The sequence below is a fragment of the Marisediminitalea oceani genome, from assembly GCF_003731635.1.
GTDB classification, from domain to species: Bacteria; Pseudomonadota; Gammaproteobacteria; order Enterobacterales; family Alteromonadaceae; genus Alteromonas; species Alteromonas oceani.
Map to the genome: position 1 here is coordinate 225,988 of NZ_RCUA01000032.1, position 22,051 is coordinate 248,038.

A 22,051-nucleotide genomic window follows, 5' to 3' on the forward strand; every position below is an offset into this window, starting at 1 on the left:
AAGTCCATTAGGATTTTCTATAATGATAAAAAACACCAAAGAGAAATGCTGTGCAATTTAATATCCGACACCTGTTCTGCGCGCTGGAAATTCGCAAGCATGCTAATCTCTCCGAGGCGGCAAGGCATGTTCACTTAACCCAGTCGGCGCTTACTCAGAGCATTCGAAAACTGGAAAAGTCTATTGGCGTACCGCTGTTTAAACGGGCCACCACCGGCATGTTTGTTACACCAGAAGGAGAGGTATTTCTGCGCCGTTTTGAGCGCGGATTTGCTTATATTGAGCACTTTGCCAATACCCTGTTTAATGCCGACCGCACTGCCCGGCTGATCTTCCTTAGGGGCATTGGTGCGCGCCAGCTGGCAGCCCTTATCCAGGTGGTCGAACACCAAAGCTACACTGCGGCCTCACGGGTCATGGGGTTAACCCAACCCACCCTTCACCGCACCATAAAGGAGCTCGAAACGCTTTGCGGGCAGAGTTTATTTACCCGCTCTCCCACGGGCGTTGAGGCTACCTGGCGGGCACGTCAGTTAAGTCGTTTAGCCGGGCTGTACTTTGCGGAACTACAACAGGGGCTGGATGAATTGCAGGAGCTGGCAGGCTCCGGCCATGGTTCACTCAAACTGGGTAGTCTGCCATTAACCCGCACCAGTATTATTCCTAACGCGGTGCTAAAGCTCACCGAGGTGGCACCACAGGCGCACATCAGCATTGTAGACGGCCCCTATGAAGAGCAGCTACATGCCCTGTTGCACGGTCAGATAGATATATTAATTGGTGCACTGCGCTTCCCGCCGCTGAGTGATGAAATTACCCAGCATCATCTGTTCGACGACAACCTGTCGCTGGTGTTTCGCCATGGTCACCCGCTTGCTACTGAGCCTACGCTCAGCGCTACCCACTGGTCATCACTAAAATGGATAGTGCCTAAAACCGGGACGCCAGCCAGGGCCATATTTGAAGAATTGTTCGCCACCATGAAGTTACCCGTACCCGGTGACATTATTGAATGTAGTTCGCTGGTTGCCACCCGGGGAATGCTGATAAACAGCGACCGCGCGGCCTTGCTGCCAGCCCGGCAGGTGGAGGTAGACGTACAGGCCGGCCTGCTGGCGGTGAGTCCGCTCAAACTAGGCGACCCGGCCAGGCAGATCGGTTACACCCTGCGCAAGGGCTGGACACCCACCCGCCTGCAGGCCAGCTTCTTAACCATACTGGAACAAACCAAACCTTAAACCTACGCACTTCGCCTTTTGCGTGCACACATTCGCGTTAGCAAATATCTACTTGTGATGCCGCTTATACAGGTATCAATTTTATCAATGCCGAGCTCTATATAAACGATTTGTTAACCGCTAACACGAGGATTAAATTTACATTTAATTAACCAGACCATCACAGGAAACTCATCTAATGCAGCCTGACCAATCGTTATCGGCTTATATCTTCAGAGAGACCCTTATCGGCGGGGTGATAAACGCATTTTTCAGCCTGATATTCGTTTTTATCGTGTTTGCCGGGCAGGCAACAATCTCCATGGCAGGTAGCGACGGCCTGCTGATTGACAGCCTCCCTCAAGGTCTTGCAATTGGCTTATTAGGCAGTTTTTTCCATCGTTTCTCACTCGCAAACGATTATCCACAGGAGCATTACCAGCCTGTTCACATCAATCCAGATCCCGCCTGCCATTGCAGCCATTTTTAAGGGCTCTGCTATTTGCTGTGCTTGGTGCCGCGCTGACCGTAGTGCTTTTTTACTCGCTGTTTCTGGTAGGGAAAGTAACGCATTTAAGTTTTCTGCAGGCAGCTTTTATAAAAGTTATCTGGGGTGGTTTGCTCGGTGCTGCGGTAGCTAATACTGCGCTTCGTTTAGCACTGCGGATTATCATTATTTACATCCCTCGCTCACCTCCGGGACACCTTAAACTGCGGGCCATTGATAGCTGAAGAAACCGGATTGCATCCGGTTTTTTATTTTTTGCGACGCGATTAATAGGTATCCCGTTGTGAAAAAAAATAATAGCCGCTCAAATCCACCTCGTTACCATTCATTAACAGTTTGTTTACGCTTGCGTCCGGCAATGACGCCACTGCATGGCCCGGAAAGCCAGGGACAACGCAAGGAAGTCGTAAACAAGTGATTAAGGAAAATAACGGGGCACACATGAAATCTAAATTTCCGTACAAGAAAACAATACTTACGCAAAGTATATCGCTGCTGCTTGGCACCAGCGTAATGCTGCCGGCGATGGCACAGCAGGCATCGCCGGATGACGATCTGGTTGAGGTAATTGAGGTTACCGGCCTGAAGTCCAGTCTTACCGAGGCGGCATCCATTAAGCAAAACTCCGTAGGGGTAGTCGACGCGATTTCCGCTGAAGACATTGGTAAATTCCCGGATACTAACCTGGCAGAATCGCTGCAGCGCATTACCGGCGTATCCATCAGCCGTTCCAACGGTGAAGGTAATGAAGTCACGGTGCGCGGCTTTGGTGGTGAGAATAATATGATCACCCTGAATGGCCGTATGATGCCTGCCGCACAAACCTACGGTGGCGGCAGTGGCGCCGATGGTACCACCCGTGGCGGCGGTACCCGCGCGTTTAACTTTGGTAACCTGGCGTCAGACGGTGTTCGCGCCGTAGAGGTGTATAAAACCAGTAAGGCCAACATCGCTACCGGCGGGATTGGAGCTACCATCAACATCATTACCGCACGACCGCTGGATAATCCGGGCTTTAGCGCCACCGTTGGCGCCAAAGCGGTGCACGACACCACTAACCGCGCCGGCGACGACATTACGCCAGAGCTTTCCGGCCTGATGAACTGGACTAACGAAGACGCCACTTTCGGCGTGAATGTGGCAGCAGTAGTGCAACAGCGTGATTCTGGTTACGCCGGTGCTACGGTAAACGACTGGAACATTGGTACCTGGGGCGATCCTAACGACCCGGATACGCTGTTTAACAATGCCGACATGTCGATCTATCAGAACACGCCGGAGGCTGGGCAACTGTACGCGCGTCCAAACGATTTACGTTACGCCTTTTCCGATACTCAACGGGATCGGACAAACGCCCAAATCACCATGCAATACGCGCCCACCGACAACATTACAGCCACGCTGGACTATGTATTTGCCGAGAACGAAATCACCGAACATCGCGGCGAAATCACTAACTGGGTCCAGAACGGCTCTAACGTCACCAGCGTTATCTTTGATGATGGCCCGGTGGCCACGCCTATCTACATAGCCGAAAACTATAACGGCACCGTGGATGAAGGTTACGAGCAACAGTATCGTGAACAAACCAACACCCTGAACTCGCTTGGCTTTAATGTGGTGTACCATGTAAGCGACGCACTATCGCTGAACTTCGACGTGCATAACTCCAAAATGGAAAGCTTACCCAGCGGTCCCAGCGACAACCTGGCAACCGGCGAAATTGCCGTGGGCATAGGCGCACCATCTGTGGCCTCCCGCGAGTGGTGGTACGACAGCGAACTGCCCAGCTACCGCAACGTGTACGACGACTCCTTACGGGGCAATAACAACGGTACAGTTGATGCCGGCGATGTGGGCTCATCCATTCTGCGCTTCCGTCACGCTTCTCAGGTTACCGAAATCACCCAGTTTAAGTTTGACGGTACTTACTACATGGATAACGGCAAGTTCCAGTTTGGTGCCGAAGGCCGTGCAATGGAAATGAATGCCCGTCAAACAGCCGGTGACAACATGACATTAGGTAACTGGGGTATTGCCAACCCGGGCGAGTTCTCTGATGGCCTGCTGGAACAAATCAACGTGGGCGGCCTGTTTGATGACTACGACATCGGCGAAAGCCAGGGCATCGGTTTTATTGCCGATCCGGTAGCGCTGGCGCGGGAAGGCATTGCCCTGTACCCGTCAGATGCTAACTTCTTTGGTGTCAGCAGCGTGTTTTCCAATAATGATACGGTGAAGGAAGACACCATGGCGGCCTACTTCCAGGTGCACATTGAAGCTGAATGGAACGATATGCCCATTAACGTGCTGGCCGGTATGCGCTACGAAACTACCGATGTGGAGTCCACCTCTCTGGTTACGCCACCAAGCTACCTGATCTGGGAAAACAACAACGACTTCTCGTTGTATACCGATCCGTCAACCTCAGCACAGCCGCTGTCTGTTGACGCGGATTACGACAACCTGCTGCCCAGCCTTGATTTTGACATCATGCTGACCGACGACGTTAAAGCCCGTTTCTCCTACAGTAAAACCATTGCCCGTGCTGGCTACGGCTCACTGCGGGTTTCGCCCAGTGGCTTTGGTTTAACCGGCTCAACTATCAATGGTGCCAGAGCAACGGCCTCGTCTTCCAACCCGGGGCTGTTACCGCTGGAGTCGGATAACTTCGACCTGTCGTTTGAGTATTACTACGACGACAGCAGTTACGCGTCTTTTGGTTTCTTTGAAAAACGCGTTGCCAACTTTATTGGTACCGGCCAGCAGGACAGAACCTTCTTTGGTATTCAGGATCAGACCGCAGGCCCGCGTGCTATCGCCGCTGCCCAGGCCCTTCGTGACCGCGGCTTTGCGGTAGACGATACTTCGTTGTTTGCGATGATGGTATTACTTGAGCAGCCTGAAGCGTTCCCTAACGGTGCCGATGACTACACCGGCTCAGCGGAGCAAATTCTGCAGTTAGGTGAAACTCCGGGATGGGATCTAATCCCGCAGCAAGGCGATCCGGAGCTGGTATTCCGTACTTCTTATCCGCAAAACAACAAGGAAGCCAAACTGTACGGTGCCGAACTTGCGGTACAGCACTTCTTTGGTGAAACCGGCTTTGGTGTGCAGGCTAACTACACCATCGTGCGTGGTGACATAGGTTTCGATAATACCGGCAACCCGAATGTCTCGCAGTTTGCCCTGACCGGCCTGAGTGACACAGCCAACCTCGTATTACTCTACGAGAATTACGGCTGGACGGCACGTTTCGCCCTCAACTGGCGTGATGAATTCCTCAACCGGGCTAACTACAAAGGGTCTAACAACCCGGCCTATATTGAGGACTATTATCAGCTGGATGCTAACGTCAGTTACGCCGTTAACGACAACCTTACGGTATTTGTGGAAGGCATCAACATTACCGGCGAAAACAGCCGCGAACATGGCCGAACTGCTAACCAGCTGTGGTATCTCGAAGATCTCGGTGCGCGCTACCAGTTAGGCGCCCGGTACACCTTCTGATCACCGCTTTAAGTAACACAAGGCCACTTCGGTGGCCTTCTTACGTTTAAAAAAGGTAAGCAATGAACAATAACAATTACACCCTGCTCGATAACGTGACGCACAAGGATCTGCGTGTCATCCCCCAATACAGCGCCGACTTCGGCGACAATGTTGCATCTGTTCCGGTGTTCGCTACCGAACTGGCCAACGTCATCAAACACTATCCGGTACTGTTCTATCCCACCGATAAAACCACCAGCGATTTTACCATGGTGGCGTTACTCGGGCTGGAAGCCGGCGAAAACCTGTTTCTCAACGAAACACTGCCAGAAAGCTACCAGGCCCTGCGTCAACAGTCTGGCTGGGCGGCAGACTATGTGCCGGCCACAGTCGCCCGCGGCCCTTTTGCCATTGGTCTGCATGAAAATGGTAATCAGGTGATGGTCCATGTGGATGCCAGCCATCCCAAACTTTCTACCGAGCAGGGCAAACCGCTGTTTTTACCCAAGGGCGGTAACTCCGACTACTTAAACCGCATCAGTTCAATACTGGCGGTGATCCATAACGGCGTACAGGTCACCAGTGACATGGTGAGTATGTGGCACTCTATGGGGTTACTGGAGCCTATGACTGTAGACATTGAGCTGGTTGATGGCTCCAAACTCACTCTCGGTGGCCATTTTGCTGTCAGCGAGGAGAAAGTCGCAGCCCTTTCAGCCACCGATTTACACACCCTGCATCAGCACAATTACCTGCAAGGGCTGTATCTGGCGATGACATCACTGAATAACCTCCAGACCCTTATAGACCTGAAAAACATCCGCATACATCAGGAGCTGCGGGCCTATGCCTGATAGTCTGTCGACCATTAGCACCACGGTGAAGGAATTGGCTGCGGCGAGTGCGCCTGCTGCAGAGACGCTGGCTGAGGCTGCCCAACCGGTTGTCTTACGCGGTATCGCTGAAGACTGGGCGCTTACCCGCCAGTCAGCATCAGGCCCCGCCGGTGCTGCCGCCTATCTGAAACCTTTTTATAATGGCCGGCCATCGATGATTTACCGGGCGCCTGCCAGCATTAATGGCCGCTATTTCTATACCGAAGATGCCAGCTCGCTGAATTACCAGAGTGTCACCGGCCGGGTCGATGCCTTTTTAGATGAGCTCGCCGTTGACGCGCAGGATGAGTCGCTTTATATGGCGTCGGCACCACTGGATAAGTTTTTTCCGGGCCTTAAGGATGCCGTGCGTTTTAGCCAGCCTGCGCAGCTAAACCCCAATGCACAATACGATCCTTTGGTGAGTATCTGGGTAGGTAACCGGTCGCTGGCGTCCTGCCATTTCGACAATATGGAAAACATTGCCTGCTGTGTGGCCGGGCGGCGCAGAATTATCGTCTTTCCGCCAGAGCAAATAGCCAATCTGTATCCCGGCCCGGTAGAGCGCACGCCAGGCGGCCAGGTTATCAGCATGGTGGACTTTCATCAGCCGGACTTTGCTCGTTACCCGCGTTTTGCTGAAGCCCTTAAACATGCGCAGATCGCCGAGCTGGCGCCGGGTGACGGGATTTTCATTCCCAGTATGTGGTGGCATCAGGTAGAAGGCCTGAGCGATTTTAACGTACTGGTGAATTACTGGTGGTCGCAGGCACCATCGCTGGCTGGCTCTGGCATGCCGGCACTGTTTCATGCCATGCTGGCCATTCGCGACAGGCCCGAGCGTGAGAAAGCGGCTTTTAAGGCCTTATTCGATTATTACGTGTTCGGCGATAGCAATTTGCCCCATGCGCATTTACCCGAGTCAGGTAAAGGCGTACTGGGCAGCATAGACGAAGTCACGGCCCGGCGTTTACGCGCTATCATTATCAATCAGTTAAATAAGTAACCCGCTCATGACAATACCACCCAAACAAATAGTAATAGCCGGCGGCGGCACCGCAGGATGGATAGCCGCCGCAGCGCTGGCCCGCAAAATGGGGCCACTGGTTAATATCAGACTGGTGGAATCCAGCACCATTGGCACCATTGGTGTGGGAGAAGCGACCATCCCACCCTTACGTACGTTTCATAAATTGCTGCAAATCGACGAGCAGGCGTTTATGCGCGCCACCGCCGCCACTTTTAAGCTCGGCATCCGGTTTGAAAACTGGGGGCGCATTGGTGAGCAGTACATTCACTCTTTTGGTATGACCGGCCAGCAAAGCTGGCTGGCCGAGTTTGTGCACTTTTATCTGAGCGCCAAAGCCCGCGGGCTGGAAGGCGACTACGGTGACTATTGCTTTGAGCTCGAAGCCGCTCGTCAGCACAAGTTTGCCACCTCAACGCAGAGTAATATTCAGTATGCCTATCATCTGGACGCCGGCAATTACGTAGCGTTTTTAAAGCGCTTTTGCAGCAACCTCGGCGTTACCCATTGCGATGGGGTTATCAGCCAGGTTCTACAACACGACAATGGCGATATTAAAGCGCTCAGACTGGCCAGTGGCGAGCTGATTGAAGGTGACTTTTTTATCGATTGCACCGGCTTTAAAGGACTGCTGATTGAGGAAACCCTGCACACCGGTTACGAAGACTGGTCGCACTGGTTACTCTGTGACAGCGCCTGTGCCGTACAAACCACCAGCACGGAGCCAGTCGCGCCCTTTACCCGCTCTGCCGCGCATCATGCCGGTTGGCAGTGGGAAATTCCGCTGCAGCACCGCACCGGCAATGGCAACGTTTACAGTAGCGCGTTTATGGATGACAACGAAGCCAGCGAACAGCTTATGCAAAACGTTAAGGGCGAAGCGATTACCACACCCAGAACCCTGCGTTTTAAAACCGGCCGACGTAACAAAGCCTGGCATCGCAACTGCCTGGCTCTGGGCCTGGCCAGTGGCTTTGTGGAGCCGCTGGAGTCCACCAGTATTCATCTGGTGATTATGGGGATCACCCGGTTTATGCAGTTGTTTCCTCACGGCGGCAATTATCAGGCGCTGACAGACGAATACAACCAGCAAACCCAACTGGAGCTGGAACGCATTCGCGACTTTATTATTCTGCATTATCACGTCACCCAGCGCGACGACAGCCCGTTTTGGGAGCACTGTAAAAACATGACTGTCCCAGACTCTCTGCAAACGCGCATTGCCTTATTTAAAGAGCAGGCGCATGCCTTCCAGAAGCAGAACGAACTGTTCCGGGTAGACTCCTGGGCGCAGGTAATGCTGGGCCAGGGCGTAACGCCGGATTATCACCATCCGGCTGCCGCCATGCTGTCGGATGCACAACTTAATCAGTCTATGCAGCAGCAACGCCAGCGAGTGCTTCAGGCCGTCGCTCAGTTGCCCGCTCATGAAGACTTTATACGCCGCTACTGCGCCACACCACAAAAGGCCGAGGCCCTTTTGTGAGTGATACCGTATAAAGCACACATTTACCGAAGTACCAAAAGGAGATTCAATGTCAGTTAAATCCATCCCATCACGTGTGCTTGGCGCATCCGGGCTTGCAGTCAGTGAAGTCGGCTTGGGCTGCTGGCAGCTGGGTGGCGACTTCGGCCCCATTGACGAGCCCACGGCAAAAGCCATACTCGAACAAGCCGTTGCCGACGGCATTACGTTTTTCGATACCGCCGATGTCTATGGCGCCGGGCAGAGTGAGAGCTACGTGGGCGAAGTACTGGCAGCGATTGCACCTAGTGCGGTAATCGCCACCAAATATGGCCGCGGCGAAGGCACCTACCCGGATGGCTATTCCCTGCAGGACCTGCGCGACTCAGTAAAGCGTGCCCAGGACCGATTACAGCGGGACAGCCTGGACTTACTGCAACTGCACTGTATCCCGGAGCAGGTACTCAGCGAAGGCGCTATTTTTGACTGGCTCCGTGAAGTACAGCAGGAAGGCCATATTCAGCATTTCGGCGCCAGTGTGGAAACCCTGCGCGAAGCGCATATTTGTTTGCAGCATGCCGACCTGACCTCACTGCAAATCATTTTTAACCTGATGCGCCAGCGCCCGGTCACCGAGTTGCTGGATCAGGCCGCAGCCCAACAGGTGGGCATTATCGTACGCCTGCCGCTGGCCAGTGGCATGTTAACCGGTAAGTTTGATCAGCACACCCGGTTTGCCGACAGCGATCACCGCAACTTTAATAAAGACGGCGATGCCTTCAGCGTGGGCGAAACCTTCAGCGGTATTGAGTTCAATAAAGGTCTGGCACTGGTTAAGCAGTTGGAAGACTTTAAACCGGCGTCACTCAACATGGCGCAATTTGCCATGCGCTGGATCCTCGATCATCCGGCCGTGTCGGCCATTATTCCCGGCGCCAGCTCTGCCAGACAGGTATCGCAAAATGCCGCCATCGCGGGATTACCGCCGCTCGATGAAGAATTGCATAACGCCCTGTTTGCGTTCTATGTAAAAGACATAGAGCCACTCATTCGCTGCGAGGTTTAACTCCCTTTTTGCAGTCAGTGGCATGCTCTCCCATTGCTGTCACTGACTCGCTTTTTCTACCCCTCTCAAGTGATGAAATCACAATAGCGATAACCGATACCGTAATTTTAATTGCCCGCCAGATTGATAACCTTTTGTTTACAATTAAAAACGGAGAGACTGCGTGCTAAAACCACTTCTTGCTGTCGCCATTGCCGGCGCCTTTGCCACTGCGTCAACAATCACCCTGGCGGCTACCCCTAAGCTTAATGATAAGCAGTATTTCAGCCAGCCGAGTCTGGATGTGGTTGTGTTCAGCAACTGGTACAACGGTTTATTTGGTGATTCCAAAATTAGTGGTGTTGAGCTGATTCATTTTGGCGAGCGCACCGCAACCAATGGTGATGTGCGACTCAGTGCCACGCCTGAACAGTGGGATCCCATTCCCACCTTTGTGGAGCGCAAAGTCGATCAGGCATCGGGTACCATCAGCGCCACTCTCGCGTATCCGGAGTATGACTTTACCTACACCATTACCGCCAGGCCCATCAACAACGGCGTTGAAATTACCCTGTCGTCGCCCAACCCGCTACCGCCTGCTCTGGAAGGTAAAGCCGGCTTCAATATGGAATTCTTGCCGGCCATCTATATGGAAACCAGCTTTCTGGCCGACGGCAAACCCGGCAGCTTCCCGCTCTACCCCACTGGCGTAAAAGAAATCATCGGCGAGCATGAGCCACAACCTCTGGTCACCGGTCAACACCTGGTTCTCGCTCCGGAGAGCCCGCAGAAACGGGTATCAATTAAGTCAGAATCACTGCCTCTGGCGCTTTATGACGGGCGTGCCAAGGCCCAGAATGGCTGGTATGTGGTGCGAGGTCTGCTACCTGCCGGCAAGAGCGGTACGCTGGCTAAATGGCAGCTAACGGCCAGTACTGATGACAACTGGTTACGTGCGCCGGTTATTGGCCATTCACAGGTAGGTTATCTGCCGCAACAAACCAAGCGCGCTGTCATCGAGCTGGATGCCAGAGCCACACTTTCCGGCGATGCCGAGTTATTACGGGTTAATCCCGACGGCACCACGACCACCGTTAAAAAGCGCCAGCCTGAAAAGCACGACAACTACACCCGATATCAGTATGCGGTGTTTGATTTCAGCGATGTCACCACCAGCGGTGTGTACCAGTTGCGCTATGGCGAAACCACCACCGCGCCATTTTCGATTGATGCCTCGGTGCTGGATAACGCCTGGCACCCTACCCTCGACCACTATTTCCCGGTACAGATGGATCACATGCTGATCAACGAAGCCTACCGGGTGTGGCATGGCGCCTCTCACCTGGATGATGCTTTGCAGGCTCCGGTAAATCACACCCACTTTGATTTATATGCTCAGGGCCCCACTACCGACACACCCTACGAACCGGGCGAGCATATTCCCGGGCTTAACGTAGGCGGCTGGTATGATGCCGGTGATTACGATATCCGCACGCAGACGCAGTATCACACCATTACCTCACTGGTACAGACCTGGGAAGAATTTGGCCTGACCCGTGATACCACGCTGGTTGATTACGAACGCAAATATGTGGATATTCATGTGCCGGACGGCAAGCCCGATCTGTTACAGCAAATAGAGCACGGCAGTCTGGCATTGCTGGCGCAGTATAAAGCGGTCGGTCACGCTATTCCTGGCATTATCGTGCCCGATTTAAGCCAGTATACTCACCTCGGTGACGGCCTCACCATGACCGACAATCTGATCTACGATCCGGCCATGAGTGATACCGAATCGGATGGCACACGCAGCGGTGTATTTGACGACCGCTGGGCGTTTACCAGCAAATCCACCCCGCTTAACTACGGATCTATGGCAGCACTGGCCGCAGCGAGTCGCGCCATGGCCGACTACAATCCGGCTCTGGCTGGGGAGTGCCGAGACACCGCTATTGCCGCGTGGCAGGAGGAAGCAAGCCATGCACCGGATATGTTTAAGGTGGGCAATACCACCGGCGGTGGTCTGGAAGAGGAAAAACTCAAAGCTGCAGTAGAGCTGCTGATTACCACCGGCGACAAAAAATACCAGCGCGCAGTAAAAGACTTACTGCCCTATATCGAAGGGGAATTCAATCGTGCGGCGGTGATTGCTATTCGCGCTCTACCGCACATGGACAAGGCTTATGCACAGCGCATTCGCCGGGCGGCACAGAAATATAAACCAGCGCTTGAAGCCGCCACCAGCAAAAACCCGTTCGGTGTCACCATTACCGAATACGGCTGGGCGGGCAATGGTACTGTTTTGCAGATGGCAATTACCCAGTACTACCTGCACACTGCCTTTCCTGATTTATTCGATGCTGAGTTAATTTACCGCTCTCTCGACTACCTGTACGGCACCCACCCGGACTCCGACATTTCCTTTGTTTCTAATGTCGGTACGGTTTCGAAAAAAGTGGCGTATGGTATGAACCGGGCTGACTACTCGTTTATCAGTGGTGCCATCGTGCCGGGGGTATTAATTCTGAAGCCGGACTTGCCGGAAAATAAAGAAAACTGGCCATTCCTGTGGGGCGAAAATGAGTATGTGATCAACGTGGGCGGGCTTTATCTGTTTACCGTTAATGCAGCCCTTGCGCTGGCGGAGCGCTAGCCTTGAAAGAGAGTCAGTTCACCCGGGGTGGGTGAACTGATTTGTGATTACTCGTCGGCAAAATCCTCGGTATCGATGTCGGCCTGAACGCCGGCCGGATAACGAGCTCCTTTTACCGTCTGGCGATTGATCAGCTCATCGGCCTTCACCAGCAATTCCGGTGGCAGTTGCAGGCCGCTGGCCTGTAAATCTTCTATAAGATGTGCTTCGCTGCTGGTACCCGGCAGTGCGTGAATGTGCTCTCCCTGCGCCAATACCCAGGCCATGGCTAACTGTGCCGGGGTAATGTCTGCAGAGGCCGCCAGTGATGCAAAGTCGGCGTACAACTGCTGATTAGCAGTCCAGTTATCGCCCTGGAAGCGGGGCATACCTTTACGGATATCACCTTCGCCCATGCTGGCCGGATCGACGCCACCAGCAAGATAACCACGAGCCAGCGGACTGAATGCCACAAAGTCTACACCTAAGTCTTTACAGGCATCGAGCACCGCGATTTCGGCATTGCGGGTCCACAGGGAATACTCGGTTTGCAGCGCCGCAATGGGATATTCGCCATGAGCTTTTCGCAGCGTTTCAGCCGAGACTTCCGATAATCCCACAGCGCCTATTTTGCCGGCTTTAACCATATCACCCAAGGTACCCACGCTTTCCTCTACCGGCACATCCGGATCAATACGGTGCAGATAATACAGGTCGATATGGTCTGTTTGCAGGCTGGTTAACGCGGTATCCAGAGTGGCTTTTAAGGTGGCCGGATGGCCATCAATAGTGCGCTTGCCGTTAACGCCGGTCATGCCGCATTTACTGGCCAGAAAGATATCCTTGCGAAACGGTTTAATCGCTTCGCCAACCATCTTTTCGTTACTGCCAAAACCATACAGTGCTGCCGTATCAAAATGCGTGACACCCGCATCAAAGGCTTTGGTCAGCAGGCTGGTCGCCGTGGCCTGATCGACCTTTTTGGCATAGGCATGGTTGAGGTTCATACACCCCAGGCCAATTTCTGATACCAGGCGGCCAGCCAGTTTGCGTTGTAACATAGCGCTAATCCCTTCGGTTTACTGAGTACTGAGATAAATTACTGAGCGTTTAGCTGCTGCTCAAGCTCATACAGTACACGATAACAGTCAAAGACCTTGGCAACACTGCTATTCGGCTCGCGCCCTTCGTTGATGGCCGCGACAAACTCACGGTCCTGCAGCTCAATACCATTCATCGATACATCTACCTGCGACACATCTATAGCATTTTCCCGGCCGTCAACCAGGTCATCATAACGGGCAATGTAGGTGCCGTTGTCACAGATATAACGGAAGAACGTACCCAGCGGGCCGTCGTTATTAAATGATAGAGACAGCGTACACACCGCGCCATTTTCAGCCAGCAGTTGAATAGACATATCCATGGCGATACCCAGCTCCGGGTGAACTGGCCCCTGGATAGCATTCGCCTTAACGACTTTGCTGCCTGCCTGATAGGCAAACAAATCTACCGTGTGAGCGGCATGGTGCCACAGCAGGTGATCGGTCCATGAACGCGGCTCGCCTTTGGCATTAATATTCTTGCGGCGGAAGAAGTACGTCTGCACATCCATTTGCTGAATGTTGAGCTCACCGGCGGTAATTTTGTTATGCACATACTGGTGCGACGGGTTAAAGCGACGGGTATGACCCACCATGCACACCTTACCGGTTTCTTCCTGTACTTTGAGCACTTCCTGGGCATCTTCCCAACTGTCAGCCAGCGGAATTTCAACCTGCACATGCTTGCCCGCTTTCATACAGGCAATCGCCTGGGCGGCGTGCATCTGCGTTGGGGTGCACAGGATCACGGCATCGGCGTCACTCTCCAGCGCCTCTTCCAGCGAGGTATAAACATTGGGGATGGCATATTCGTCTGCCACCGCCTGGGTTTTCGCTGCGTCACGACCTACCAGGCCTACTACCTCAGCGCTATCAATATTTTTCAGACCATCTAAATGCTTGATGCCAAACGCACCCGGTCCTACGACAACAATCTTCATAAAAACTCCCGTTTCGTTACTACCGGCGTTGAAATCTGCCGGCACGGTGTCTAATCCGCCCAGTACAGGCGCATAGGGTTATCAATCAGTAATTTTTTCTGCAGTGCCTCAGTTGGCGCAATTTTGGGGATCATGTCCACCAGATGGCCATCGTCAGGCATGTGCGACTTCATATTGGGATGCGGCCAGTCGGTACCCCACAAAACACGGTCCGGGAAACGTTCCACCACGGTTCTGGCAAACGGCACCACATCTTCGTAGCTGCCAGTCGGGCCAACCTTTGAGATGCGCTCCGGGCAGCTGACCTTGCTCCAGAAGTTTTCGTTCTCTGCCAGCAGCTTTAAAAACAGCGCAAACTCAGGGCCATCCAAGGGCTTACTCACATCCGGTCGACCCATATGATCCACCACCACGGTGGTTGGCAGCGCAGTAAAGAAATCGTATAGCTCGGGCAGCTCCTGAGCTTCGAAGTAGATCACAATATGCCAGCCCAACGGCTTAATTTTGTCGGCAATCACCTTCAGCGCATCAAACGGTAATGCATCCACCAGACGCTTAACAAAGTTAAAGCGAACCCCGCGTACGCCCGCTTCATGCAAACTTTGCAGCGCTTCATCGGTAATAGACTCGGTAACCGTAGCCACCCCGCGAGCCAGGCCATTGGAGTGATTCAATGCATCCACCAGCGCCCGGTTATCAGCACCATGGCAGGTGGCCTGAACAATCACGTTACGGCTGAAACCAAGGTAATCACGCAATGCCCACAACTGATCTTTAGACGCATCGCAAGGGGTGTACTTACGCTGTGGCGCAAAGGGAAACTGGTCACCGGGGCCAAACACATGACAGTGCGCATCCACCGCGCCTTCCGGTACCTTAAAGTCTGGTACCGATGGTGACTGATGCCAGTGCAACCAGTCAGCATCTACAACAAATTGGCTCATGACCCGCTCCTGAGTATTGGTTGCCCGCTTATGCCTGTTGGGTAACAACCTGTTGATTCGCCGGACTTTCAGCGCTTTGCAAAAACAACCATAACGAAAAAGTACAATCAAAAGATGAAAATATACAATGTCGTTGGCGATACTAAAGCGCAGGCCCGTACAGTATTTACGCTATAGTATGCGCCACCTGTTATGCGCTTGCAGTTTAGAAAACTGCTAAACGCCATTAGTTTTTCCTATATCGAAATATTAAAACCGCACTAAATAAAACCAGAAAAAACCTATAAAACCCATTTATTACATAACGTTAAATAATCAACCCGAGTATAAATAAGCATTATTTAGTAATTAATCTTGTCATCATTTACGTTTCTGCTGGCGAAACTCACCGGCGGTAGTGCCTTCCATTTGTTTGAAGAAACGACAGAAATAACCGGTGTCTTTAAACCCCAGGGTAAGCGCTATCTCATCCAGGGTTTGCTGGGTGTAAACTAAGCGCCGCCGGGCTTCACTGATCAGTCGCTGATGCACCAGCCGTTTAGGCGTTTGCGAAAGCTGCTGACGACAGATACGGCTTAGAGTTGATACCGACACAAACAATTTTTCAGCATACTCATCAATGGTCATATGATCCTGATAGTGCTTGTCGATAAGTTCCCGAAAGCCCAGCAGAATACGGTTTTCCCTACCAGAAGGGCCGCTTTGAACCGAGTCGAGCTGGCGTTGCCGGGCAATAGTGATAAACAGCAGCTTTAACAACAACCGGATAGTGGTAGACGCGCCGGGATCGCTGATGTGCATTTCATCGGCCAGCATCATCAGATAGCTGAAATAGCGCTCTGCCTGGCGGGCACTGCGAAACTCAATGGTTTGCGGTAACCACACCAACTGGTTAAACGCACTGACATCCTCGCCCATTTCCATATTGGCAATCACATCGGCATTAATGGATAACACAAAGCCTTTGGTGTTGGGCGCAAAGTGAAAACCATGCACTACCCCGGGCGGTAAGGTAACCACCCAGTTGCCAGACAGGTTATGCACCTCGTCATCGAGCTGCACCTGCCACTGACTGTCGAAGGCACAGATGATCTGAGCCAGATTAGCGTGCCGGTGCGGTTTAATTTCCCAGCCTAAGTCGGCACTGCGCGACTGAATATCCTCCAGATGCACAAAGTCCGGCTGCATGCGCATAAAGGATTCACCGTAGAGGTCGTAAAACGGGATCTGCTTTTGCGTTGTTGTCAAAACGGTTCTCCTGGCGGGCTTATAACAGCCACGGGCAGTGACAAAAAATTAACATATGATTAAAAAGTACAACACTTTAAAGGATAAGTGAATAACAATTGTGGCCGCTGTCTTCCATTATTCAATCATCAGAATTGATTTGTTCACCGGGAGTCATTGCTATGAAGACAAAAACGCAGGTCGCTATTATCGGCTCTGGACCATCAGGATTATTACTGGGGCAACTGCTGAATAAAGCGGGTATCGACAACATTATTGTCGAGCGGGTTAGCCCGGATTACATACTCGGCCGTATTCGCGCCGGTATTCTTGAGCAGGGCTTTGTCGACCTGGTTAGGGAAGCCGGCGTCAATCAGCGCATGGATGAAGAAGGCCATGTGCACGATGGCTTTGACATCGCTTATTACGGCAAACGTTACCGCATTGATCTTAACAAGCTTACCGAAGGCAGCACGGTAATGTGCTACGGCCAGACCGAAATCACCCGCGACTTAATGGCGGCTCGTGACGCAGTCGGCCTCACCAGCTTTTATGAAAGCAAGGATGTCCAGCTGCACAATGTGGATAGCGACTCGCCGCAGGTCACGCTGGTTAAAGACGGTGAAACCATCACCATCAATTGTGACTACATCGCCGGCTGTGATGGCTTTCATGGAATTTCACGGCAGACCATTCCCGCAGAAAAGCGCACTGAGCATGAGCGGGTTTATCACTTCGGCTGGCTGGGTTTACTGGCCGATGTACCGCCGGTGAGTGATGAACTGATCTATTGTAAAACCGAGCGCGGCTTTGCACTGGCGAGCATGCGCTCCTCCACCCGCTCCCGTTATTATTTGCAGGTACCGCTCACCGATAAAGTGGAAAACTGGTCAGATGAAGCATTTTGGGATGAACTCAAAAAGCGCCTGCCTGAAGACAGCGCCAATAACCTGATTACCGGGCCCAGTATCGAAAAGTCGATTGCGCCACTGCGTAGCTTTGTGTGTGAGCCTATGCAATGGGGCAACCTGTTTCTGGTTGGCGATGCCGCGCATATCGTGCCGCCCACCGGCGCGAAAGGTCTTAACCTGGCTGCATCAGACGTTTCAACCCTGTATAAGTTGCTGCAAAAGCGCTACGCCTATGGCGATTTAACCGCTCCGCAACGCTATTCTGAAATTGCGCTACGCCGGGTATGGCACGGCGAGCGTTTTTCCTGGTGGATGAGCAACATGTTGCACGACTTTGATCAGGACAATGTAAATGGTATGGATAAAGCCACTTTCGACCGCTTTATGCAGTCTGAACTGGACTTTTACCTGACTCACGAAGAGGGTCAGAAAGTGATTGCCCGCCAGTATGTGGGCATGCCTTACGAAGAAGTAAACTGATAACGCTGTTCCTGCATAACGTAGCGTCTGCGCTTTAACCAGACGCTACAATTTTCCAAGGCTGAATTCGCTCTTGCCGCTGTTGATAACCAAATGCTCCTCACCATTTTTGTTAACCTGTCGGGCAATATCCACCCACTGATAAAACACATTACGATGGACTAAGGCCTTGAGCCCACGGTGCAGCGTAACGTAAGGGCGGGGCTGGTCGGGATTGCTGTTATCTACTTCCAACGGGTGGCTCTCAGATAACACAGCCGCATGACCTAAGTTTGAAATCACCTCAATAGCCGGGCCTTCTTCGGTGTTGTGCGTTTGCCACTGAGTGATCACGAATGGCGCATCTTCAACCTGAATACGCACTTTTTCGGCCGGCGTTTTAAGGAAATACTCGTCGCCCTCCTTAAGCAGTACACTGGCAAATAACTTCACCAACCGTTCCCGCCCAATGGGACTACCCATGTACCACCAGCTGCCATCGGCCTTAATAACCATATCGATGTCACCACAAAAAGGCGGATGCCATTTATCGAAGGGCGGTGCCGCGTCGAGATTTTCTATCTGTTTGGTAAGCGTTTGCAGATCCATGCCGTTATCACCTGGATTTGTTAGTTAATCATTGAAGAGAGACTCGCCATAAGGCAGAGATCGCCACGTCAGATTAGAGTGTATCACTCTACATTGTTATCAATAAAAAAAACCAACCTATATCTAAACGCTCCCGGCAATCAGAAAGCCCAAATAACCGAGTCGCCAACGCACTATATTTGGTTTTAGGGATTAGCTGCCAGTCTCCTTGCTTTTAAGAAAGAACAAGATTGCAGCATCAGGTGGATTTAACTGACAGACTACCCTTTACCAATCGCTACAGAGCTATGCACAGAATTGCCCACCGGTTTATAGTGCTGAATCAGCATTAATGCAGTAAAAGCCATAAGCGTTGCAACCATATCTTTCCAGTCGAAATACATTTCTGGAATGAAAGCCTGATGAATCTCCCACAACAACGCCCCGCAGGTAATACTTATAATGCAGTTGCTCATTCTGTTAGTCACAGAATGGGCAAAAGTAACGTAACCAGACACCAGAATCACTATATATAAATAGCTCATCACCGAACCCAGCAGAATATCCAGCCCGCCATGAATACCGGTGTAGTCTTCACGATTTAATTGCCAGCGACAATAGCGCCGACAGGGTGAACATGATTAAATAAATTGCTCTGTTATCCATTACAATCTCCTAACCAGAAATTAGTAGTGTTAACCATAAATGATAGGCGGCGCCTGGAAAGCTGTACTCAGGGTTAGAAAATACAAAATCAGTAGTAGAAAGTGCAAAGATTGGTTTTCCTACAGGGTTATACTGTGGCCGCCTCAGATACGCACTGACCGTGTTTATGCACCACATACCCTAACACCCCACCGAAAATATCCATTAAAGCGTGCAGAGCAATTACCACCCACAGCGACTCGGTAAGCACATAGATAATGCCTAACACCAAACCAATAACGCCGGTTCGCAGCACATTGGCCCAGCCCTGATAGAGATGACACAAACCAAATAAAAAGCTACCCAGCACCAGACTCACCCACACGCCCAGGGGCTCAGCAAACACCGCCAGGAAGAAGCCCCGGAATAACAGCTCCTCGCAAATACCGGCCGACATCGACACCCCACACGTAAACCAATACAGCTCACGCTTATTCGCTGGCATCAGCCAGCTGTGGGGTTGCATGGCATCAAATAACTGTTGATATTGCGGAGTACCGGGCTGAATACTGCGGATATGCCAGAACACATAAGCCAGCCCCATCATTACTAGTGCTGGGCCAGCCCAGTTGGCCCAGCTGTTTTGCCAGGTAAGCCCCAAACTCTGTGCCGACACAATGTTGAACGGCAGCATGAGTAAAACACTGGTTGGCAGCCACAAAAAACCAATAGTTTCTTTGTACATGGCGAGTTTGGTTTTACGCCCTGCGATAACCGCCAGTTTATTCTTATCCGCTTCCCACAAGCTGTACAACACCATGCCTGCCATCATTGCCAATACCAGCCACTCGCCTGAATGTAATGTCATTTTATTTACCCTCTCTGCACTAAGATTTGACTGATTCCAGCTTAAAGAGTGGCAATTGATAAATAAATATATTAAAAACTGTAGTTATTTATACTTTTAGTTTACACAATGATTAATCCTAAAGATCTCGCCATATTTTGTAAGGTTGCTGAGACGGGCAATATGTCTCGCGTGGCCGAGTCAGAAGCCAAAACTGTAATGGCCATCAGCAAGCAAATTGCCAGGCTGGAAGCGCAGCTTGGCCAGGCATTGTTTATTCGCTCCCGACGACAGCTGCTATTAACCGAGTTTGGCAAAGCGTTTAAACACAAAAGTGAGGCTTTACTGGAACAACACCAGGCGCTGATGCAATGGAGCCACACCAAAGCCACGGTAGTCAGCGGCGAGCTGAGAGTGCTGTGTCAGAGCAATGAGGTAGTAACGGAAACCCTGGTGCCCTGGATGGCCGAATTTACTGCCCAATACCCAGAGCTCACCCTGTCGCTGGATGTGAAAGAATCACTCATCAATATTCGCGATGACGACTATGACGTGTTCTGGTCGGTAGGTGATTACCTGGGCGACAGATACCCGGGATTAAAACGCCGCTCCATCTGGAAAACCCGATACGGGGTATTTGCCTCGCCAGCCTATCTGAAAGCTAATGGTACGCCCAACCACCCGGACCAATTGGCAGAGCATAAGGTAATCGGTTATCTGTATAACCAACCAAGCAACGTATTGGTGCTGCAAGACAGTAACGGCGAGCACATTTACGCCACACCGCACTGCCAGATAAAAACCGTTGCAGGCATGGTTGAACTGGCCGAAGCAGGCCTTGGGCTCATAAACGCACCGGTGGAATCCGGCCACATTCAGCGCTTGTTACAACAAGACAAACTCGCCCCGGTGCTGCAGGATTATTGGTGGCAGGATGCCGAGGTTTACGCCTACTACCACCCATCAACTCCTACACAGGCAAAAGTACGGGTATTCCTGGGTTTCTTTTTGGCTAAGCGGGAAGAGTGGCAGTTTTAAGTAGGCCATACTCAAACGGCATTAGGGAATATTTAACGCATTTGCCTTAAGCGTCGGTGATCTATTGAGTATTAGGGTTAAATGACTTTATCTTCTAGTTGATTCTCGTATACAAGAGCCTGCATAAGTGAACTTTATTCAATATTTTGTATATTTTAAATTTATACATGTTTTTGAATAAAATTAATTTATACGTATTTCCGTATAAATCAATTTGTACAACAGAGCGCGAAAAAGATGATTGTGAAGGTTAACACCGCGAAAGATTTAAGTGCCGTTATCAGAGACAGCAGAAAGTCCAGAGGCTGGACGCAAGCTAACTTAGCTAAACGTATCGGCGTCTATCAAAGGGATATTTCTAACTATGAAACAAAACCTGAAAAAGTCTCTGTCGATATGCTCATCAAACTCTGTGCAGCACTAGACTTAAAATTGACTGTCGACGACCAGCCTAACAATGAAGTGTCTGCAACGACTGCGCCTATCGATAAGAAATCACTGAGGTTCTAATGGTACCAGAATCATATACACGAACAGTTTTTAAACTCATGAAAGAATATGCGGTAGGTCAGCCCCATTAAAAGTGGACGCATAAGCTTTATTGCTCCCCGGATTGATAGAGTTACAGATGCTGACTCATATAAGCCAGTGCGGTTTCAAACGCGGATTTCTGAAAACCTTTTAAACCGGTCTCGCTGAATTCTATAAACACGCGACTTTCTTTTAACGCCGTTTTAATCTCGGTGGGCGGCATTACGATAACCTGCACCCCGTTTAGCAACTCCAGCGCCGCCTCTAATTTAAAGCCAATAGCGCCACCAGCAAACTTGCCCTTCATCGGGCGCTGGCGGATAACGATGGTCTCAATCTTATAGTCCTGCACCAGTTGCGCGAAGGATTTCTGAAAATACTTAAGCTCATGAGCAGTAGCGGCTTTTTGTAAACTCAATTTACGGGTACGGCAGTCAGGAAGCTGAATCAGGCCATTTTCCAGATTCATCAGGGCAATGTTGGCATCATTTCCGGCCAGTTCTACACCACATACACGCATTACAAAACTCCACTTTAAATATCAGCCTGGAGTATA

19 protein-coding genes are annotated in these 22,051 nt (G+C 51.4%); 11 read left to right on the top strand and 8 right to left on the bottom strand.

Going from position 1 to position 22,051, the window contains the following annotated elements; genetic code table 11:
* Positions 1-50: 50 nt before the first annotated feature.
* The 8 genes from D9T21_RS10475 (at position 51) to D9T21_RS10515 (ending at position 12,282) form a co-directional block, all read left to right on the top strand.
* Positions 51-1,238: a LysR family transcriptional regulator gene (locus D9T21_RS10475; protein ID WP_123324885.1), complete on the top strand. Its 1,188-nt coding sequence runs from the start codon at positions 51-53 to the stop codon at positions 1,236-1,238.
* A gap of 178 nt (positions 1,239-1,416) precedes the next feature.
* Positions 1,417-1,707 carry a hypothetical protein gene (locus D9T21_RS10480; protein ID WP_123324886.1) on the top strand — a complete coding sequence of 97 codons (291 nt, stop codon included), beginning with the start codon at positions 1,417-1,419 and terminating at the stop codon, positions 1,705-1,707.
* A 459-nt stretch (positions 1,708-2,166) separates the two neighbouring features.
* Positions 2,167-5,235 (top strand): TonB-dependent receptor, encoded by a 3,069-nt coding sequence (locus tag D9T21_RS10490; protein ID WP_123324888.1) that lies wholly within the window; start codon positions 2,167-2,169, stop codon positions 5,233-5,235.
* Positions 5,236-5,297: 62 nt separating this feature from the next.
* Complete coding sequence (locus D9T21_RS10495; RefSeq protein ID WP_123324889.1) at positions 5,298-6,071, top strand: SapC family protein; 774 nt, start codon at positions 5,298-5,300, stop codon at positions 6,069-6,071.
* Positions 6,064-7,098 (top strand): cupin-like domain-containing protein, encoded by a 1,035-nt coding sequence (locus tag D9T21_RS10500; RefSeq protein WP_123324890.1) that lies wholly within the window; start codon positions 6,064-6,066, stop codon positions 7,096-7,098. Before D9T21_RS10495 ends, D9T21_RS10500 begins: the two co-directional genes overlap by 8 nt.
* A gap of 7 nt (positions 7,099-7,105) precedes the next feature.
* Positions 7,106-8,605: a tryptophan halogenase family protein gene (locus D9T21_RS10505; RefSeq protein ID WP_123324891.1), complete on the top strand. Its 1,500-nt coding sequence runs from the start codon at positions 7,106-7,108 to the stop codon at positions 8,603-8,605.
* Between the two features lie 49 nt (positions 8,606-8,654).
* Positions 8,655-9,650, top strand: coding sequence for an aldo/keto reductase (locus tag D9T21_RS10510; RefSeq protein WP_241155685.1), 996 nt, complete (start codon positions 8,655-8,657; stop codon positions 9,648-9,650).
* Positions 9,651-9,813: 163 nt separating this feature from the next.
* Complete coding sequence (locus tag D9T21_RS10515) at positions 9,814-12,282, top strand: glycoside hydrolase family 9 protein (protein ID WP_123324892.1); 2,469 nt, start codon at positions 9,814-9,816, stop codon at positions 12,280-12,282.
* A gap of 47 nt (positions 12,283-12,329) precedes the next feature.
* Here the strand turns inward: D9T21_RS10515 and D9T21_RS10520 are convergent, their stop codons facing one another.
* The 4 genes from D9T21_RS10520 to D9T21_RS10535 all read right to left on the bottom strand — a co-directional run bounded on the left by D9T21_RS10520 (position 12,330) and on the right by D9T21_RS10535 (position 16,497).
* On the bottom strand, positions 12,330-13,322 hold the full coding sequence (locus tag D9T21_RS10520; protein WP_123324893.1) for an aldo/keto reductase: 993 nt from the start codon (positions 13,320-13,322) through the stop codon (positions 12,330-12,332).
* 38 nt (positions 13,323-13,360) lie between these two features.
* A complete protein-coding gene (locus D9T21_RS10525; RefSeq protein WP_123324894.1) occupies positions 13,361-14,305 on the bottom strand; it encodes a Gfo/Idh/MocA family oxidoreductase in 945 nt (314 codons plus the stop codon).
* A 50-nt stretch (positions 14,306-14,355) separates the two neighbouring features.
* Positions 14,356-15,249, bottom strand: a complete 894-nt coding sequence (locus tag D9T21_RS10530) for an amidohydrolase family protein (protein ID WP_123324895.1) — start codon at positions 15,247-15,249, stop codon at positions 14,356-14,358.
* A 360-nt stretch (positions 15,250-15,609) separates the two neighbouring features.
* Positions 15,610-16,497, bottom strand: a complete 888-nt coding sequence (locus D9T21_RS10535; RefSeq protein ID WP_123324896.1) for a helix-turn-helix domain-containing protein — start codon at positions 16,495-16,497, stop codon at positions 15,610-15,612.
* Between the two features lie 161 nt (positions 16,498-16,658).
* Between D9T21_RS10535 and pobA the strand changes: the two genes are divergently transcribed.
* Positions 16,659-17,867, top strand: a complete 1,209-nt coding sequence (gene pobA / locus D9T21_RS10540) for a 4-hydroxybenzoate 3-monooxygenase (protein WP_123324897.1) — start codon at positions 16,659-16,661, stop codon at positions 17,865-17,867.
* Positions 17,868-17,912: 45 nt separating this feature from the next.
* On the opposite strand, the gene D9T21_RS10545 is transcribed toward pobA, so the two are convergent.
* The 3 genes from D9T21_RS10545 to D9T21_RS10555 form a co-directional block, all read right to left on the bottom strand.
* Positions 17,913-18,455 carry a DUF1285 domain-containing protein gene (locus D9T21_RS10545; protein WP_123324898.1) on the bottom strand — a complete coding sequence of 181 codons (543 nt, stop codon included), beginning with the start codon at positions 18,453-18,455 and terminating at the stop codon, positions 17,913-17,915.
* 260 nt (positions 18,456-18,715) lie between these two features.
* Positions 18,716-18,979, bottom strand: coding sequence for a hypothetical protein (locus tag D9T21_RS10550; RefSeq protein WP_123324899.1), 264 nt, complete (start codon positions 18,977-18,979; stop codon positions 18,716-18,718).
* Positions 18,980-19,227: 248 nt separating this feature from the next.
* On the bottom strand, positions 19,228-19,947 hold the full coding sequence (locus D9T21_RS10555) for a CPBP family intramembrane glutamic endopeptidase (RefSeq protein WP_123324900.1): 720 nt from the start codon (positions 19,945-19,947) through the stop codon (positions 19,228-19,230).
* 108 nt (positions 19,948-20,055) lie between these two features.
* Between D9T21_RS10555 and D9T21_RS10560 the strand changes: the two genes are divergently transcribed.
* Entirely contained in the window at positions 20,056-20,964 is a 909-nt protein-coding gene (locus tag D9T21_RS10560; protein ID WP_206427260.1) for a LysR family transcriptional regulator, read from the top strand.
* A 204-nt stretch (positions 20,965-21,168) separates the two neighbouring features.
* Positions 21,169-21,474 carry a helix-turn-helix domain-containing protein gene (locus D9T21_RS10565; RefSeq protein ID WP_276309501.1) on the top strand — a complete coding sequence of 102 codons (306 nt, stop codon included), beginning with the start codon at positions 21,169-21,171 and terminating at the stop codon, positions 21,472-21,474.
* Between the two features lie 112 nt (positions 21,475-21,586).
* Here D9T21_RS10565 and D9T21_RS10570 read toward each other — a convergent pair whose 3' ends face one another.
* Positions 21,587-22,015 carry a DUF3010 family protein gene (locus D9T21_RS10570; RefSeq protein ID WP_105932952.1) on the bottom strand — a complete coding sequence of 143 codons (429 nt, stop codon included), beginning with the start codon at positions 22,013-22,015 and terminating at the stop codon, positions 21,587-21,589.
* Between the last annotated feature and the right edge of the window lie 36 nt (positions 22,016-22,051).